Below are 16,721 nucleotides of genomic sequence, written 5' to 3' on the forward strand. Positions count from 1 at the left end.
GTTCAAAACCGGAGTGTTCGGCGATGGAGAACCAGCTTTACATCGGACTGTCGCGCCAGATGGCGCTGCGGCGGCAGCTGGACGTCGTCGCCAACAACGTCGCCAACATGAATACGGTCGGTTTCCGCGGCGAACGCACCCTGTTCGAAGCGGCGATGGAGGCCGGCGGGCGCAAGCCGACCGACCGCATCGCCTTCACCATCGACCGCTCCACCTACACCGACCTGCGGGCCGGCGCCTTCTCCGAGACCGGTAACCCTTATGACGTGGCGCTGGACGGCGACGGCTTCCTGTCGGTGCAGACGCCGGACGGCGTGCGCTACACCCGCGACGGCCGGCTGCGCCGCGATGCCGACGGCACGCTGGTCGGCACCAACGGCTATCCGGTGCTGGACGACGGCCGCCGGCCCATCGTCATCCCGTCCGATGCGTCCAGGATCACCATCGGCTCCGACGGGCTGCTGTCGGCCGACGGCGCCGTGGTCTCGCGCATCGCCGTCTCGCGCTTCGACAACCCGCAGGCGCTGAAGCAGACCGGCGACCTGCTGTTCGAGCCGGCCGACGGCATGGAGGCGCGCCCCGCCCCCGACACCCGGCTGGTGGAGGGCAAGGTCGAGCGGTCCAATGTGCAGGGCATCGTCGAGATCGGCCGGATGATGGACCTGACCCGCGACTATCAGGCGGTGACCAAGATGGTGGACGACGGCCAGGACCTGCTGCGCTCCGCCATCAACCGCCTCGGCAAATCCTCTTAAAGCCCCCACAGGGAGAGTCCGTCCATGCGCGTGCTCAGCATCGCGTCCACCGGGATGATGGCCCAGCAGATGAACGTCGAGGTCATCTCCAACAACATCGCCAACATCAACACCACGGCCTTCAAGCGCTCGCGCGCCGAATTCCAGGACCTGATGTATCAGGCGGAAAAGCGGCAGGGCAGCCAGTCGACCGACAGCGGCACCATCGTGCCGACCGGCGTCGAGGTGGGGCTGGGCGTGCGGCCGACCTCGGTCAACCGCATCAACACCACCGGCAACCTGACCTCCACCGGCAACGAGCTGGATCTGGCGATCGAAGGGCGCGGCTATTTCAACGTGACCCAGCCCGGCGGCGACACCGTCTACACCCGCGCCGGCAGCTTCAAGCTGTCGCCGGAGGGCAGCATCGTCACCGCCGACGGCTTCACCGTCGCCCCCGGCATCACCGTGCCGCAGGGCACGCGCGAGGTGGTGATCAACCGCTCCGGCGAGGTGCTGGCCTATGTCGACGGCAAGGCCCAGCCGGTCAACCAGGGCCAGCTGGCGATGACGGTGTTCGTCAACGATTCCGGGCTGGAGGCGCTGGGCGACAATCTGTTCCGCGCCACCCCGGCATCGGGCGAACCGCAGGAGGGGCTGGCAGGCCAAGCCGGCTTCGGCACCATCCGCCAGAAATACCTGGAATCCTCCAACGTCAACGTTGTGCAGGAGATCACCGAACTGATCTCCGCCCAGCGCGCCTACGAGATGAACGCCAAGGTGATCGAGGCCGGCGACCAGATGGCCTCCACCATGACCAACATGCGGTGACGACCGTGCAGCACCCCCTCCGCCGGCCGCTCTCCGTTCTCCTGCTCGGGACCATGCTGGCGCTCCCCCTTCCGGCTGCCGCCGGCTCTGTCGAGACGCGGCTGGCGGAGGAGCTTCTGGCCTCCCTCGGCCCTTCGGTTCCGCCGGACGCCCAGGTGGCGCTGACTCTGGGCCGCCCCTTCGACGGGCCGGTGGACGCCGTGCGCGACATCGGCCTCGATCCCCGCACCGGCATCTTCCAGGCCCGCATCCTCAGCAACGGCCACGCGGTCGAGCTGAGCGGCCGGGCCGACGTGGAGGTGACGATGCCGGTGCCGGTCCGCCGCATCCGGCCGGGCGAGGTGATCGAGGCGTCGGACCTGACCACAATCCGCCTGTCGCTGGACCGCGCCGGGGCCGGCTTCATCGCCACCGCCGACGCGCTGGTCGGTCAGTCGCCGCGCCGGCAGCTCTCCGCCGGGCGGCTGGTCCAGGTCGGTTCGGTCGGCGCCCCCATCGTCGTCCAGCGCAACCGGCCGGTGACGCTGGTCTACGAGGACGGCGCGCTGCTGCTGGCCGCCCGCGGGCGGGCGTTGCAGGAGGGCGGCGTCGGCGACAGCGTCCGCGTCATGAACATCGCCAGCAGCACCGTCGTCACCGGCACCGTCACCGGTGCCGAGACCGTTTCGGTCAGCGGCCCCCGCCTGCCACAAGCCGCAAAGCCTTAAGTCCTTTCATCGAGGGAGCTTCCGTCATGCGCACCGCGCTCGTCCCCATCCTGCTGCTGTCGCTTGGCGCCGGCGGCTGCGCGCGGCTGGCCGACATCGGCAGCGCTCCTTCCCTGTCGGAGATCTCCAACCCGGCGATGCAGCCGGAAGCCCGCGTCATCTCGCTGCCGATGCCGCAGCCGTCGATGGCCGAGCAGATCCCGAGTTCGCTGTGGCGCACCGGGTCGCGCGACTTCTTCCGCGATCCCCGCGCCAAGGCGGTCGGCGACCTGCTGACCGTGGTCATCGACATCTCCGACCAGGCGCAGCTGCGCAACAGCACCCAGCGCGGGCGCACCAACAACGAGAAGGCCGGGCTGCCCAACTTCTTCGGGCTGGAGAGCCGCCTTCCCGCCATCCTGCCCGACGCGGTCGATCCGTCCAGCCTGGTCGATCTCGACAGCTCCAGCACGTCGAGCGGCAACGGCACCATCCAGCGCAACGAGCGCATCGCCATGCGCGTCGCCGCCGTGGTGACCCAGGTGCTGCCCAATGCCAATTTCGTCATCGCCGGCCGGCAGGAGGTGCGGGTGAACTACGAACTGCGCGAGATGCGCATCGCTGGCGTCATCCGCCCCGAGGACATCAGCAACGCCAACACCATCGAATACGACAAGATCGCCGAGGCGCGCATCACCTATGGCGGCCGCGGCCAGATCACCGACGTGCAGCAGCCGCGCTACGGCCAGCAGGTGCTGGACGTGATTCTGCCTTTCTGATGATCCGGTCTGTTCGGGAGCCCGCGCCATGAAAGCCGTCCTGCTGTTCGCCGTGGCCGCGGCGCTCGCCTTCGCCGGCGGCTACGGCTTCGGCCGGTTCGAGGCCCCGCAGGGCGCCGGCCCCACCCCCGCCGCTCCCGCCGAAACCGTCGCCGGCGGCCCCTATTACGTGGAGGCCGGCCAGCTGGTCGTGCCGATGTTGGAGCGCGGGCGGACCGTCGCCTTCATCCTGACCCAGGTGACGCTGGAAGCCGGCAGCGCCGACGACGCGCTGCTGGTCCGCCGCCGCCTGCCGCACGCCCGCAGCGCCATGCTGGAAGCCCTGTTCGACCTCGCCGGCCATGGCCGTTTCAACGGCCCGGCGGTCGATCCGCAGGGCGTCGCCGCCGCGCTGCTGGCCGGCGCCAACGGCTCCCTCATCGGCCGCGAGACCGCCCAGCCGATCCGCGCCGTGCTGATCGACCGCCTGCTGCGCCAGGACAACACGCGCTTGTAAGTGCGTCCTCTTCTCCCTCTGAAGAGTCCCCTCTCCCCCCGGGGAGAGGGTTAGGGTGAGGGGGGCGCGTGGCGAGGATTTTCAAGCATCGCGCACCCCCGGTCTCCTATCAGATCCACCCCATGCCTCCCCCTCACCCCGACCCTCTCCCCGGGGGGAGAGGGGGAATCCCCAAACGGGAGAGGGCGTATTTTCACGATGCCGACAGCACCGCGCCTGAATCCACCGTGGCGCCGTTCTTCAGCACGAACTTGCTGGCGCCGTCGACGCTGCGCACCTCGGCCACCGTGTCGGTGACGACGGTGGCGCTGTTCAGCGCCTTGCCGTCCTTGTCCTTCGCCGTCACCCGCAGCGTATAGACCCCGTCGGGCGCGGTGCCGCCGCTGGCGGTCCTGCCGGTCCAGTCGAAGACCTGCCGGCCGGTCTTCGGCGAGCCGGGCGTGCTGTAGACGACGCTGCCGGCACCGTTCAGCACCTCCAGCTTCACGGAAGCCGGCGAACCGTCGACGGTATAGGCGGCTTCCGCCTTGCCGCCGGTCAGCGACAGCTGGTCCGACGCCACCTCCACCTTGCGGCCGAGCAGGGCCATGTCCATGCGCATGCCGCTGCTCTTCAGCGTGTCCAGCACCTTGCCGAGCGTGTCGTTGGAGCGCATCGACTGCTCCACGGTGGACAGCTGCGCCAGCTGCGTCATGAACTGGGTGGCGTCCATCGGCGCCAGCGGGTCCTGGTTGCGCAGCTGCGCGGTCAACAGCTTCAGGAAGGATTCGTAATCGACGGTGGCCTTCTTGGGCTCTTCCGTGGCGGCGGCCGCGGTCTTTGTCGTGGTGGTCGGCAGACCGGTGCCGGACGTTGTGGTCATGGCGGTGAAGTCCTTCCTGTTCAGACGGTGACGTCGACCAGCCCGTCGATCGGGCGCAGCGGTCGGTCCGCGACGGGTTCGGGAACGGCCTCGGCCGGTACGCGCCAGCCGCCGGAGTTGCCGCCCCGGTCGGGAGCGGCGAAGCCGCGCGACTGGCCGTCGCCCTGCAACGAGAACTGAAGGCTGGAGCTGTCGAGCGACAGGCCGGCATCGCCGAGCGCGCGTTCGAGCTGCGTCAGGTCGCGCCGCAACAGGGCCAGCGTGTCGGCCTGTTCGGCCTGGACGGTCAGCGAGACCTTGCCGTCGCTGACCTCGGCGACGACGCGGATGCGGCCAAGCTCCGCCGGGGCGAGGTCGATGTGGAACTCGCCGCCGCCGGATTCGGCCACGCGGACCAGCGGGGCGGCCAGCTGCGCCATCGCCGGACTGTGCGCGGTGGCTGCCCGGCCGGACGCCGCAGCGGCGGCATAATGCGTCGCCGCCTGGGCCGGCAGGGTTGGCACCGCCTCGAACCCGGTGGCCGCTGCCTCGCCGCCCGTGGCCGGCGGAGCGACGAAGGGAAGGGCGGCATCCCGGCCGGCGGGGGCGGGAGCGGCGTCGGGCGACGACTGGCCATGGTGGGGCGTCGCGGACGCAGTGGCCGGCTGCTCGGCCTTGCCGGCAGCGGCACCCTGGCGGCCGGTGCCGCGTGTGCCGCGAATGGCGATGCGGGGATCGGTGCCTTCGTCGCGCCGGCTCTCACGCCCGTCCGGGGAGGGCGGCGTTTCCACGGTCGCGCCCGGCGTCGCGGATGTCGCGGCCGGCAGGGCGGTTTGTACGGCCTGGAGCGTCACAGGAACCTCGGCCGCCTGCTCGGCGCCGCCCTGTGCCGCCGCATCGCCAGGTGCCGCCTGTGCCTGTTCCGCCTGCATCATCGGTCCATTGGGTACCGACGTCTCCGTCTCCGTCTTCGTCTTCGTCTCCGTCTTCGACTGCGGAGCGGTGGCCGGTGCGGTTGCGGCAGCCTGCCCGGCGGGCATCTTGCCACCGGGCTGCCCGGCTTCGGGAGCGGCAGCCCCCTCCGTCGTGGCGGACCCGACCGATGCGGATACCATCGCGGGGGAAACGGTGCGCGTCGCTGCCGGCGGCGGCGTTGTGCCCGCCATCCACGGCATCAGCGGGGCGTCGGTCCCACCGGCCTGCGCCACCGCTTGCACCACGGCCTGGACGATCGCGCCCTGCGCGGCGACGGGATCGTCCGGCTTCGGGTCCCAGCGTTTGCGCAAGCGGTCGGGGCGGGCAGCCTCGTCGGGTTCCTCCTCCGCGGCATCCTCCACCAGACTGGCGAAGTCCTCGTCGTGCGCATCGTCGCCGGACGAACCGCCGCGCTGGGTCTGGGGTGGGCGCGACGGGGCCGCGACGGCATCGGGCATGCTGGTCATGGCACTCAATTGGTCAGGGTGGGGCGCGGCATGGCGGGGACTGCGGCCCCGACGACCGCCGGAGCGGCCTTGCGGTCGCCGGGCAGGGCGCGGCGTTGCAGGATCAGCCGCGTCACCTCGCGCGCCTTGGCGTCGGCCATCTCGGCGAGGATCGGCGCCGCGCGCCGCTCGGCGATGCGGTCGAGCACGTCGACGACGATGTCGGTTTCCATGTCGGTCAGGATGCGGGCGGCGTCGCGCGGCTTCATCGCCTCGTAGATCGCCACCATCCGCTTCAAATCCTCCTGCGCCAGGGTGGAGCGCTGGCTCATCAGCGCCTCGACCTCGCGTTTCACCCCGTTCAGCCGCTGGATCTGGGTGCCGACCCGCGCCTCGGTCGCGGTGAGCACCGCTTCGGCCTCGCGCAGGCGGTTCTGCCGGCCGGAGCTGTCGGCCTTCTGTTCGTCGATGGCGGCGCGCAGCAACGGATCGGTGCAGTTGGGCGGAGCCAGCGCCACCGGCGGTGGAACCTCGGCAACGGGGGTGGACACCGGCAGCGGAACCGCTGCCGGTGCGGGTGCCGTCTCTGCCGTGGCTTTGCCGTCGTTCGCCTTCAGATCGGTTGCCCAGGGCCGCTCATGGGCGCCGAACTCGCGGTCGAACTGCTGGGCGATGACCGGGAAGCCGTCGACCAGGGCGCCGAGCTTCAGCGGCAGCACCATCAGCACGGCGACCAAAGTGATGGGCAGGATGCGCGGGATCATGCCGACGCCTCCGGCCCGACGGTGCGCAGCCGCGCATAGAAGGCGCTGGCCGCAGCCTTCGCCGGGCTGGCGGAAAGCGGGGAGGCCGCCTCCACCGGCCGGCCGGCCGGCATCTGGCCGCTCACCGCGCGCAGAGCCGTTTCGAGCGCCTGGAACTCGCCTTTGTCCACCTCCGCCGCCTTCAGCGCCGAGAGCAGCGGCGAGGACGGCGCAGCCTCCACGGCTACCTCGGCCGGTTTCGCCACGCTCGCGGCGGCTTCGCTCTCGTCCGGTCGCGCCTGATTGCGGGCGGCGCGCGCCACGCTCCCCATCGCGCCCTCGTCCAGGCGGCGCAGCAGGGCGCGGGCATGCTGGACCGAGTCCTCCATGCGGGCGGTGGTGCGCTCGCAGGAGCCCAGGATCAGCGCCATGTCCTCCTTCATGCCCTTGGCGCGGTCCAGCTCGTCGGACAGGCGGCCGGCGATCTCCGTCGCCGACGCCACCATGCGCTTCATCGAGGCGTCGGTGTCGTCGATCGACTTGGAGAAGGTCGACACCAGGGCGTTGATCTCGGACTGGCCGGTGCGCAGCAGCTTCAGCCGCTTGTTGACGATGACCAGATAGGCGGTCGCCGTGACCAGCATCACCGCCAGGGCCGCGTCAATGAGAAAGGAGACCATCGATCAGCTCCTGCTTGGTGTCGAGATCGGTGTCGATCTTCACCGCGATGTTGTCGTTGCGCTGTCCCATGTGGCCGGCGAACAGCGGAATGGTCTTGCTGAAGACCAGGACGGTGGAGTCGGGACTGATGCGCAGCTTCAGCGACTGGCCCTTCTGCCAGGCCAGCACCTCGCCCAGCGGCACCTTGGTCTCCGCCAGAACGGCGACCAGCTCCAGCTTGGAGCGCATCAGCTCGTTCTTCAGGTGGCTTTCCCACACCGTGTCATGGCCGAACTTCTCGCCCATGAACATCTGCACCAGCTTGCCGCGGACCGGCTCCAGCGTGGCGTAGGGGATGACGATGTCGATGTGGCCGGTGCGGCGCTCCACCTCCACGGCGATGCGCACGCGGATGATGGCGTTGGTGGCGCGCGTGATGGTGGCGAACTGCGGGTTCACCTCCAGCCGGTCGAAGACGAAATCGACCTGGGCCAGCGGGTCGAAGGACTGCCCCAGATCCTGGAGCACCACCTTCATCATCCGCTCGGTCATCTTGCGTTCGATGGAGGTGTAGGCCCGCCCGTCGATCCGCCCCGGCCGCGACCGCCGTCCGCCCAGCAGCACGTCCATCATGCAGTAGATCAGCGCGCTGTCGATCGTCACCAGCATCTGGTTGTCCCACGGCTCGGCGCGGGCGACGCCGATCAGGGCCGGCAGCTCGATGGCATCCTGGAAATCGGTGTAGCGCAGCCACTCGATCTTCGACAGCGAGGCTTCGACGTTGGTCGAGGCGAACTGGCGCAGCGAGGTGTTCAGCATCCGCACCATGCGGTCGAACACCACGTCCAGCATCGGCAGCCGGTCCTTGTTGACCGTGGTCGAGCTGACCAGCCGCTGGATGGCGCTCAATTCCGGCCCGCCGCCTTCCGGCGCACCGAAATTCAGCAGCCGGTCGATCTCCTCCTGGCTCAGCGTCTTCGTCTCGCCGGTCAGGCCGGCCAGCGCCTGCCGCATCGCCTCGGCCTCCGCCGCCGGGGCGGCCGGAGGAGGGGGAAGCGCGGCGGTCTGCTGGGCCGCGGCCAGTTCCCACGCGGCGTCGGACCAGTCCGCATCCTCCTCTCCGGCGGGAGCGGCAACGAGCGTGGATGGGGCGGGCGGGGCGGGGGTGTCGGTCATCCGGTGCCTCTGGAGATCGCTATTGCGTGAGCAGGCTGCGCAGCAGGACGTCGGTGACGACGTCGCGCCGGCCGGCGGGGTCGGACAGGATCAGGTTGAAGCGGCGCTTGATCTCGCTGCGCAGGCGGTGCAGCCCGGCCGACCCGTCGAGGTCGTCCTGGTCCAGGTTGCGCAGGAATTCCTGCAGGCTGTCGGTCAGCTGCGGCATCGCCTGCTCCAGCCTCTGGCGGTCCCGGCCGGCGACGGTCAGGGACAGTCCGATCTTCAGGAAACGGGACGGCGTGTCGCGGCGCAGGTTGACCACCAGTTCCGGCAGGTCGACCACGGCGTCGGCCGGCGTGATCTCCGCCGACCGGGTCCACAGCTGCTCCACCGCCTGGGTGCCCGCCGCCAGCCAATAGCCACCGAGCCCGGCCGCCGCCACCGCGCCCAGCGCCGCGATGCCGGCCAAGAGCCGGGCCACCGGCAGGGCGATCACCAGGATCCGCCCCGATCCGCGCAGCCGGTTCAGGACGTCGTCCCGTGCCGCTGTCCCCGCCGCCGTTCTCGCCATGCCGAACCGTGTAATCATCGCTCCATCCCGCCAGCCATTGCCGAAAATTTTAGTAAATCGAGAAATCGGTAAAGTTTTAGAGGCTTTATCCGGGGCGCCAATTCCATTCCTTGGTCCCCGTTCTCTACCCTCCCGTTTTTTACTCCGCTTAAAAGTCGCGCCGTTAGCGTGACGGGGTGCGCAGGGCGAAGACTAGGCCCGCCGATTTTCAGAAACTTTAAAGGTGCGGGGAACCGTGGACAGTCTGATCGACACGTTGCGGTCGTTGGGGCGCGGTCGGCTGCTCGTGCTGGCGGGGACCGGGCTCGGCATCGTCCTGGCCGTCGCCGGCATGGCGGTCCTGCTGTCCCAGCCGCACATGACCGCCCTCTACAGCGGCCTGGAACCGGCGGAGGCCGGGCGCATCGCCAAGGCGGTGCAGGAGATGGGCGTGCCGGTGAATGCCGGCTTCGACGGCACGACGATCAGCGTGCCGCAGGCCGACGTCTCCCGCGTCCGCATGGCGCTGGCGGAAAAGGGACTGCCCGCCCATGGCGGCGTCGGCTACGAGCTGTTCGACACCGACAAGCCGCTCGGCATCACCAGCTTCATGCAGCGCATCAACCGCCTGCGCGCCATGGAAGGGGAACTGGGCCGCACCATCGAGACGCTGTCCGGCGTCGAGGCCGCCCGCGTCCACATCGTCCTGCCCGAGCGCGAGGAGTTCTCGCGCAGTGCGCCGAAGCCCACCGCCTCGGTGGTGGTGCGCATGCGCGGCCGCGGCTCGATGGACCGCAAGCAGGCGCTGTCGATCCGCCACCTCGTCTCCGCCGCCGTGCCGAACCTGAAGCCCAGCGCCGTGACGGTGATGGATTCCTCCGGCGAGCTGCTGCTGACCGAGGATGACGGGCCGGGGCTGGCCTCTGCCCGCACCGATGGCCTGCGCGTCGCAGCGGAAACCCGTGTCGCCCGCGCGGTGGAGCAGATGCTGACCGCTCGGCTCGGCGCCGGCAACGTCCGCGTCCAGGTCGCCGCCGAGGTGGAGACCAAGCGCGAGGTGGTGCGCAGCCAGACCTTCGACCCCAACAGCCAGGTCGTCCGCTCCACCCAGACCGTGCAGGAGCAGGACCGCAGCCAGGACAGCAACGGCGAGCCGCCAGTCACCGCCGAACAGAACCTGCCGCAGCGCGACGTGCGCGCCCAGTCGCAGGGGCCGCAATCCTCCAACGACAGCAAGCGGCAGGAGGAGACGGTCAATTACGAGATTTCCAACGTCAGCCGCGAAACGGTGATCGAGCCGGGCGACGTCCGCCGCCTCAGCGTCGCCGTGCTGGTCAACGGCACCTGGAAGACCGCCGCCGACGGCACCCGCCAGTACGAGCCGCGCGCGGCGGAGGAGCTTCAGCGCCTGGGCGAGCTGGTCCGCTCCGCCATGGGCTTCAGCGAGGCGCGCGGCGACCGGGTGACGGTGGACAATCTGGAATTCGTCGACCTGGCGCCCGACCTCGCGCCGCGCCCGCTGGGCGACGAGATCGCCGAGACGCTGACCCGCAACGTCATGACGCTGATCCAGTGGGTGATCCTGCTGGTGCTGTCGGCCCTGGTCATCCTCGTCGGCCTGCGTCCGCTGATCCGCCGCGTCTTCCCGGCGCCGGAACCGGTGGTGGCGGAAGCTCCCGCCCCGGCGCTGGCCGCCCCGGCCGGCGGCGCCATGCCGCAGCTGACCGGTCCCGCGACCGCCGCCGCTGCCGGTGCGGCGCTGGCCGATGGCGGGGAGGGGGACGCCGCCGGCCTTGCAGGTGGATTGGCCGCCGCGCCGATGGCGCCGCAGCTCGGCATCGAGGAGACGATGGACCAGCTGATCGAGCTGCGCACGGTGGAGGGCCGCGTCCGCGCCTCCTCCATCCGCCGGCTGGGCGAGCTGGTCGACCAGTATCCGGACGAGGCCATCGATATCCTGCGCTCCTGGCTCTATGAGGAGGTGGCGTGATGGCCGCCTATCCGCGCTACCGCTTCGACCAGGGGTTCGGCGCGCCCGCCGCGGTGGCGGAGCCGGAAGCGGGCGAGGCCGTCGACCCGCTCGATTTGCCAAGCCTGTCCGAGCGCGCGCATCGGGCGGCGCTGGCAGAGGCACGGGAGGCCGCGCTGGCCGAAGGCCTCGCCCAGGGCCGGCGCGAGGGTGAAGCGTCCGCCGCCCGCCGGATCGAGGCGGAGCTGTCCGCCACCCTCGACCGTCTGGCGCAGCGGATGGCGGTGCTCGACGCCGGCCATGCCGCCCTGATGGAGCGGCTGGAGGCCGAGGGCGCCTTCGTGCTGCTGGCGCTGGTGCGCCGGATGGCGCCGCGCCTGCTCGACCAGGTCGGCCGCGCCGAGGTGGAGCGCTTGGCCGCCGACGCCCTGCGCGCCGCCGGGCAGGCCCCCGCCCTGACCCTGCGCCTGCACCCCTCGCTCTGCCGCCCGCTGGAAGAGCGGCTGGCCGGGCAGGGCGTCTTCCACGGCCGCCTCGACATCCAGGGCGATCCGGCGCTGGCCGTCGGCGCCCTGGAGGCGAGCTGGGGCGCCGGCTCCGTCCGCCGCGATCCCGCCGCCTTCGAGGCCGCCGTCGCCGACCTCACCGACCGTGCCGTCGCCGTCCTGGCGCCGGCGCTGTCGCCCGACATGACTTAAACGATCCGAAGCGAGAACCCTCATGCCTCCCTTGAACCTCGACATGCTCGACGACGATCCCAAGCAAGCCGAAAAGTCGGTCGACAAGGCTTACGACGGCCCGATGAACGCCATCTACAACGTGCCGGTGGACGTCCAGGTCGTGCTCGGCCGGACCAGCATGCTGGTGGCGCAGCTGCTGAAGCTCGGCCGCGGCGCCGTGCTGGAGCTGGAGCGCAAGGTGGACGAACCGGTCGAGGTGCTGGTCAACCACCGTCTGGTCGCGCGTGGCGAGGTGGTGATCGTCGAGGACCAGCGCCTGGGCGTGACGCTGACCGAGATCGTGCGCACGGAATTGGAGATCGATTGAGGGACGTTACCCCCCCACCTAACCTCCCCCGCTGGGCGGGGGAGGGACTGCCGCTGAACGCCGACAAAGCTCCTGTCTCCCTCCCCTGCCCAGCGGGGGAGGGTCGGGGTGGGGGCATCCGAAGCCGACACCCCTGCACCCCCCGAAAGCCCCCCATGCGCTTCCTGATCCTCCTGGCCCTCCTCCTCGCCGCTGGCCCGGCCGCCGCGGCGCCGCTCGACCTCAATCTCGGTACGCTGGGATCGCTGGCGGACGGGGCCAGCCTGTCGGGACGCATCGTCCAGGGCATCGTGCTGCTGACGGTGCTCAGCGTCGCGCCCGGCCTGCTGATCATGGTCACCTGCTTCACCCGCATCATCGTCGTGCTGTCGCTGCTGCGCTCGGCCCTCGGCCTCCAGCAGTCGCCGCCGAACATGGTGCTGGTCAGCCTCGCCATGTTCCTGACCTTCCACATCATGGGACCGGTGATCGACAGCGCGTGGCAGGACGGGCTGCGCCCGCTGCTGAACGAGCAGGTGACGCAGGAGCAGGGGCTGGAACGGATGATCGAGCCGTTCCGCGGCTTCATGGCCTCGCATGTCCGCGACCGCGATCTGGCCGCCTTCGCCGCCTTCACCGCCAAGCCGAAAGCGGCCGGCGAGGACGGGGCTGCGAAGCCCCTGGAAAAGGACGAGCGGCCGGTGACGGCGGAGAGTGTCGACCTGCGGCTGCTGATGCCGGCCTTCCTGCTGTCGGAGCTGCGCCGCGCCTTCGAGATCGGCTTCCTGCTGTTCCTGCCCTTCCTGGTCATCGACATGGTGGTGGCGGCGATCCTGATGGCGATGGGCATGATGATGCTGCCGCCGGTGATGATCGCGCTGCCCTTCAAGATCATCTTCTTCGTGCTGACCGACGGCTGGTTCCTGATCGCCGGCAGCCTGATCCGCTCCTATGGGGTGTGAGGCGATGGACGACAGCCCTGACAGCCCTGCCACCGGCCCCGCCGCCGACTCCCTTGCCAGCCCCGGCGCCAGCCTGGCCGACAGTCTGCTGGCGCTGGCCCGCCGCCGCGGGGCGGCGGTGCCGGAGGACGGCTCCGTCGCCGGGCTGCTCGCCGCCCTCGACCCCAACCCGCTGATCCCGCATCCGCTGCTGCTGGTGGCCGGCGCGGTGATGGCGGTCGCCTTCCGCCACGACCGGGCGCTGGCCCTGCCGCCGGCCGACGGCATCGACGGTGCCAATCCCGCCCCGTCCTCCGCGTCCTCCGCCGATTACTCCTTCTGAGGTGCCGTCATGGGAACGCCGATCAAGATTCGTGAGAATTACAAGAGCCTGACCGGCGTGGAGAAGAGCGCGGTCATCTTCCTGGCGCTGGGCGAGGAGCGCGGCTCGCGGCTGATGGAACGGCTGGACGAAGACGAGATCCGCCTCGTCAGCCGCGCGATGGCGACGCTGGGCAACGTCACCTCCAATCTGGTGGAGACGCTGATGCGCATCTTCACCGAGCGCTTCGCCAATGCCGGATCGGTCATCGGCTCCTACGACAGCACGGAGCGGATGCTGAACCGCTTCCTGCCGTCCGACCGCGTGACCGAGATCATGGGCGAGATCCGCGGCCCGGCCGGCCGCACCATGTGGGAGAAGATGTCCAACGTGAACGAGGGGGTGCTCGCCAGCTACCTGGCCGGCGAATATCCCCAGACCGCCGCGGTCATCCTGTCCAAGATGCGGGCCGACCATGCCGCCAAGGTGCTGGTGCTGCTGCCGCCCGCCGTCCGCACCGAGGTGATCGAACGCATGATCCAGATCGAATCGGTGCAGCGCGAGGTGCTGCTCGACATCGAATCGATCCTGCACAACGAGTTCATGGCGAATTACGCCCGCACCCACGGCAACGATTCGCTGGAGCGGATGGCGGACATCTTCAACCGCATCGACCGCGAGACCCTGACCGAGATCTTCGACGATCTGGAAATGGTGATGCCGGAACCGACCCAGCGCATCAAGCAGCTGATGTTCACCTTCGAGGACCTGATGCGGCTGGACCGCGTGTCGTTGCAGTCGGTGATCCGCCGCTGCGACACCGGCCAGCTCGCCATCGCGCTGAAGGGCGCGCCGGCGCCCCAGCGCGACCATTTCCTGTCGGTCCTGTCGGAGCGCGCCCGCCTGATCCTGCTCGACGAGATCGAGAACATGGGGCCCTTGCGCATGCGCGACGTCAACGAGGCCCAGGCGGAGATCGTGCGCGTCGCCAAGGCGATGGCGGAGGACGGCACCATCATCATCCCGCAGTCCGACGACGCCGACACCGTGGTCTATTGAGCGGAGCGTCGCTGCATGGGACTCCCCTGAATGGCCGGGCACGACCTCGTCCCCCGGCATGTGCCGCCGCCGGACCTTCTGGCGGCGCATTTCGCCGCAACGGCCCCGCCGTCGACGCGGTCGATGGCCGACGACGAGGCGGGACCGCTGGTAAGGCGGCTGCTCGACCTGCTGGATTCGCTATCCCCGGTCGACGCGGCGCTGGCGCGCGGCTGCCTGCCGCGCTGCGATTCGACCTTCGGCGCCGGATTGGCCCTGTTCCTGGCGGCGACGGCCGGCGGCTGCCGCGGCTGGCTCGGCACGGACGCGGCGGCGAGGCTGGCCGATCTCGACGGCGGGTTGCTGATCGAGGAGTGCGACCGGGCGCTGACAGCGCGCTTCCAGCCGGTCGACGGGCGGCTGTGGCGGCTGTCGCGCGTGCCGCTGCTGGACAGCGACAACGGACTGCTCTGTGCCGTCGGGATCGAGGACGGCCTGTCCGACCGCGTCACCCTGGTGCTTCAGGCCCGGCCGCAACGGCTGGGGCCGGTGCAGCTGATGGCGACGCTGGCCGGCCGCCGGCTGGACGTGACGCTGCGTCTGGCGATGGGATTGCCGTCGTCCGCCCTGGCCGACCTGCATGAAAGCTTCCGCGCCGCCCTGTCCGACTGCCGGATCGAGGGTGCGCTGACCGTCGGCCCGCTGGCCGACGCCTGGCTGGGTCTGGACCAGCCGATGTCGTCCGATGTGGCGTTGTAAGCGGTATCCCTTCAAATCTCCGCAGGCGGCCTGACCGGAGTCGGCTGGCCCGGCTTGGGAAGCGGCGGCGGCAGCGACCGCAGCGAGGCCCGGGCCGTCTCGCGCAACGGCGCGAAGCCGTCCTCCGGGAAGCGGCCGATCAGCGTCCGGTAGGACGCGCGCGCAACTTCCGGGCAATTCAGCAGCCGGAACTGGTCGCCCTGGCGCAGCAGCGCCACCGCCTCGTCGGTCTTCGGATGGCCGGCGATGGAGGAGGCGACCGCATACCACCGCCCATAGGCCGACCACATGTCCTGCACCGCGCCGCCGTCGCATTGGCCGGCTGTCAGCGCTTTTTCAAGGGCTTGGCGGTAATCGCTGTCGGGCGCCTGCGACATTTGCGCACAACCTTGCAGGACGAGCAGGCAAGCAGCGGCTGCGGTCGCTGGAAAGACGGACGCCTTCGTTCCGGACATGGAACCTCCTCAAACGCGGATGCCCGGCGACCGTAGGACATCAGGGTTAAACCAGCGTTCATGTTTGTAAGCGCAGGTTTTCCATCTCTTCACTACCGTTAACCATAAATGGTGAACGAATTAATGATTGCTTGTGACGATCATTCGAAAAACGGCGAGAATTTCCAAGTAAAACCCCACATGAATAAAAATTTATCCAGTCTTTAGTCGATCGGAACCATTAAAACCACGTAAAACGGTGTATGAGTCTATGTCTATCCGGTTACCCCAATCTGTTGACACATCACCTTTCGATAGGTTCTTTTAGGGCTGTGATAAGCATGTGACATGGACGCAATTGCGTAAAAATCGATGCTTTATCTGCGCTTGCTCGACAATGGAGAATCCAATGCAGGCTTTGCTGATTGAGCCAGCCGATCTGATTGCCGAAGCCATCGGTAAACAACTCGCCCTGTGCAAGGTTAACCATGACCGCCTCGACCTGAATGGTCTGCGCGATCTGGTGGGCGGGCATGGCTCCGTCGACATCGCGCACGACGCGATCGTCATCGGCGATGTCGGCGATACTGAAGCCTGCGTCGCCATGCTCCGCGCCCGCAACGTGACCGCCGCGATCATCTGCCTGATCGAGCGCCGCTGCGCCAACACTACCGCCGGCATCCTGCGGGCCGGGGCCGACGACGTGCTGGTCAAGCCGGTCGTCAGCACCGAGATCCGCGCCCGGCTGGAGGCGATCCGCCGCCGCTCCTACGGGCTGACCAGCAACGCGGTGACGGTCGGCCGCCTGACCGTCTTCCTCGACGGCCGTGACCCGGAGGTGGACGGCGAGCGCCTGCGCCTCAGCCAGCGGGAACATGCGATCCTGTCGGTGCTGGCCCTCAACCACCGCCGCGTGGTGTCGAAGGAACACATCTACGAGGAGGTCTACGGCCTGTCCGGCTCAGACCCGCTCGACAAGGTGATCGACGTCTATATCTGCAAGCTGCGCAAGAAGATCGACACGGCGACCGGCGGCGGCCGCTACATCGAGACGGTCTATGGCCGCGGCTACAAGTTCGAGGCGCCGCCCGACCATGTCGCCCCCGACCGCGCCCAGCTGATGCTCGACCGCTGGTCGAACGCCGGCGGGCTGGGCGGCCCCCGTGTGCCCTTCATCCCGCCGGTGGTCCCCCGCGCCGCCGCCCGCGCCGTCGGGCGCTGAACCTCGTCCCGTTGCAGCAGTCCGTCCCTCCCGCCGCTCCTTCTGAACGCCTCCGATTTTTTACCCCGGCTTAAACCGGCTCGGTCATCCTCGATTTTGCCGCTCGCGCCC

At 69.5% G+C, this 16,721-nt stretch carries 20 protein-coding genes; 13 read left to right on the top strand and 7 right to left on the bottom strand.

All coding sequences use genetic code 11. The annotated features are described in order from the left end of the window. Window positions 1-23 precede the first annotated feature (23 nt). From flgF to JHL17_RS25895, 5 genes are read left to right on the top strand one after another with little or no spacing between them, the layout of a single operon-like run. Window positions 24-755 carry a flagellar basal-body rod protein FlgF gene (flgF, locus tag JHL17_RS25875; RefSeq protein WP_200197570.1) on the top strand — a complete coding sequence of 244 codons (732 nt, stop codon included), beginning with the start codon at window positions 24-26 and terminating at the stop codon, window positions 753-755. 24 nt (window positions 756-779) lie between these two features. Continuing rightward, entirely contained in the window at window positions 780-1,565 is a 786-nt protein-coding gene (flgG, locus tag JHL17_RS25880; protein WP_200197571.1) for a flagellar basal-body rod protein FlgG, read from the top strand. Between the two features lie 5 nt (window positions 1,566-1,570). Further along, window positions 1,571-2,272, top strand: coding sequence for a flagellar basal body P-ring formation chaperone FlgA (gene flgA, locus JHL17_RS25885; RefSeq protein ID WP_345773880.1), 702 nt, complete (start codon window positions 1,571-1,573; stop codon window positions 2,270-2,272). Window positions 2,273-2,298: 26 nt separating this feature from the next. Next, window positions 2,299-3,030, top strand: coding sequence for a flagellar basal body L-ring protein FlgH (gene flgH, locus JHL17_RS25890; protein WP_200197572.1), 732 nt, complete (start codon window positions 2,299-2,301; stop codon window positions 3,028-3,030). A gap of 28 nt (window positions 3,031-3,058) precedes the next feature. Beyond that, window positions 3,059-3,526: a hypothetical protein gene (locus tag JHL17_RS25895; protein ID WP_200197573.1), complete on the top strand. Its 468-nt coding sequence runs from the start codon at window positions 3,059-3,061 to the stop codon at window positions 3,524-3,526. 193 nt (window positions 3,527-3,719) lie between these two features. On the opposite strand, the gene JHL17_RS25900 is transcribed toward JHL17_RS25895, so the two are convergent. Genes JHL17_RS25900 through JHL17_RS25925 form a run of 6 tightly spaced genes read right to left on the bottom strand, consistent with a single transcriptional unit; the run spans window position 3,720 to window position 8,938 of the window. Then, complete coding sequence (locus JHL17_RS25900) at window positions 3,720-4,388, bottom strand: flagellar hook assembly protein FlgD (protein WP_200197574.1); 669 nt, start codon at window positions 4,386-4,388, stop codon at window positions 3,720-3,722. Window positions 4,389-4,408: 20 nt separating this feature from the next. Further along, complete coding sequence (locus JHL17_RS25905) at window positions 4,409-5,809, bottom strand: flagellar hook-length control protein FliK (RefSeq protein WP_200197575.1); 1,401 nt, start codon at window positions 5,807-5,809, stop codon at window positions 4,409-4,411. A gap of 5 nt (window positions 5,810-5,814) precedes the next feature. Next, window positions 5,815-6,552, bottom strand: a complete 738-nt coding sequence (locus tag JHL17_RS25910; protein WP_200197576.1) for a MotE family protein — start codon at window positions 6,550-6,552, stop codon at window positions 5,815-5,817. Next, window positions 6,549-7,211 carry a DUF6468 domain-containing protein gene (locus tag JHL17_RS25915; protein ID WP_200197577.1) on the bottom strand — a complete coding sequence of 221 codons (663 nt, stop codon included), beginning with the start codon at window positions 7,209-7,211 and terminating at the stop codon, window positions 6,549-6,551. The genes JHL17_RS25910 and JHL17_RS25915 overlap by 4 nt, the downstream gene beginning before the upstream one ends. Further along, on the bottom strand, window positions 7,192-8,367 hold the full coding sequence (fliM, locus tag JHL17_RS25920; protein WP_200197578.1) for a flagellar motor switch protein FliM: 1,176 nt from the start codon (window positions 8,365-8,367) through the stop codon (window positions 7,192-7,194). Before fliM ends, JHL17_RS25915 begins: the two co-directional genes overlap by 20 nt. Window positions 8,368-8,386: 19 nt before the next feature. Continuing rightward, entirely contained in the window at window positions 8,387-8,938 is a 552-nt protein-coding gene (locus tag JHL17_RS25925) for a flagellar basal body-associated FliL family protein (RefSeq protein ID WP_211113558.1), read from the bottom strand. 217 nt (window positions 8,939-9,155) lie between these two features. Between JHL17_RS25925 and fliF the strand changes: the two genes are divergently transcribed. The 7 genes from fliF to JHL17_RS25960 all read left to right on the top strand — a co-directional run bounded on the left by fliF (window position 9,156) and on the right by JHL17_RS25960 (window position 14,954). Continuing rightward, entirely contained in the window at window positions 9,156-10,889 is a 1,734-nt protein-coding gene (gene fliF, locus JHL17_RS25930; protein ID WP_345773881.1) for a flagellar basal-body MS-ring/collar protein FliF, read from the top strand. After that, on the top strand, window positions 10,889-11,566 hold the full coding sequence (locus tag JHL17_RS25935; protein ID WP_200197580.1) for a FliH/SctL family protein: 678 nt from the start codon (window positions 10,889-10,891) through the stop codon (window positions 11,564-11,566). The genes fliF and JHL17_RS25935 overlap by 1 nt, the downstream gene beginning before the upstream one ends. Before the next feature lie 22 nt (window positions 11,567-11,588). Continuing rightward, window positions 11,589-11,915, top strand: a complete 327-nt coding sequence (gene fliN, locus JHL17_RS25940) for a flagellar motor switch protein FliN (protein ID WP_200197581.1) — start codon at window positions 11,589-11,591, stop codon at window positions 11,913-11,915. A gap of 155 nt (window positions 11,916-12,070) precedes the next feature. Beyond that, window positions 12,071-12,856 (top strand): flagellar type III secretion system pore protein FliP, encoded by a 786-nt coding sequence (gene fliP / locus JHL17_RS25945; RefSeq protein ID WP_200197582.1) that lies wholly within the window; start codon window positions 12,071-12,073, stop codon window positions 12,854-12,856. A 4-nt stretch (window positions 12,857-12,860) separates the two neighbouring features. Then, complete coding sequence (locus JHL17_RS25950; RefSeq protein WP_247893827.1) at window positions 12,861-13,178, top strand: hypothetical protein; 318 nt, start codon at window positions 12,861-12,863, stop codon at window positions 13,176-13,178. A 9-nt stretch (window positions 13,179-13,187) separates the two neighbouring features. After that, window positions 13,188-14,216 (top strand): flagellar motor switch protein FliG, encoded by a 1,029-nt coding sequence (locus tag JHL17_RS25955; RefSeq protein ID WP_200197584.1) that lies wholly within the window; start codon window positions 13,188-13,190, stop codon window positions 14,214-14,216. A 30-nt stretch (window positions 14,217-14,246) separates the two neighbouring features. Further along, the gene (locus tag JHL17_RS25960) at window positions 14,247-14,954 is read left to right on the top strand and encodes a hypothetical protein (RefSeq protein WP_200197585.1); all 708 of its coding nucleotides are present in this window, start codon (window positions 14,247-14,249) and stop codon (window positions 14,952-14,954) included. Between the two features lie 11 nt (window positions 14,955-14,965). On the opposite strand, the gene JHL17_RS25965 is transcribed toward JHL17_RS25960, so the two are convergent. Next, complete coding sequence (locus JHL17_RS25965) at window positions 14,966-15,331, bottom strand: hypothetical protein (RefSeq protein WP_247893828.1); 366 nt, start codon at window positions 15,329-15,331, stop codon at window positions 14,966-14,968. A gap of 466 nt (window positions 15,332-15,797) precedes the next feature. Here JHL17_RS25965 and JHL17_RS25970 point away from each other — a divergent pair, with 466 nt between their 5' ends. Continuing rightward, on the top strand, window positions 15,798-16,610 hold the full coding sequence (locus tag JHL17_RS25970; protein WP_200197587.1) for a winged helix-turn-helix domain-containing protein: 813 nt from the start codon (window positions 15,798-15,800) through the stop codon (window positions 16,608-16,610). Window positions 16,611-16,721: the final 111 nt, after the last annotated feature.

The sequence above is a fragment of the Azospirillum endophyticum genome (assembly GCF_016595245.1).
Classification (GTDB): Bacteria; Pseudomonadota; Alphaproteobacteria; order Azospirillales; family Azospirillaceae; genus Azospirillum; species Azospirillum endophyticum.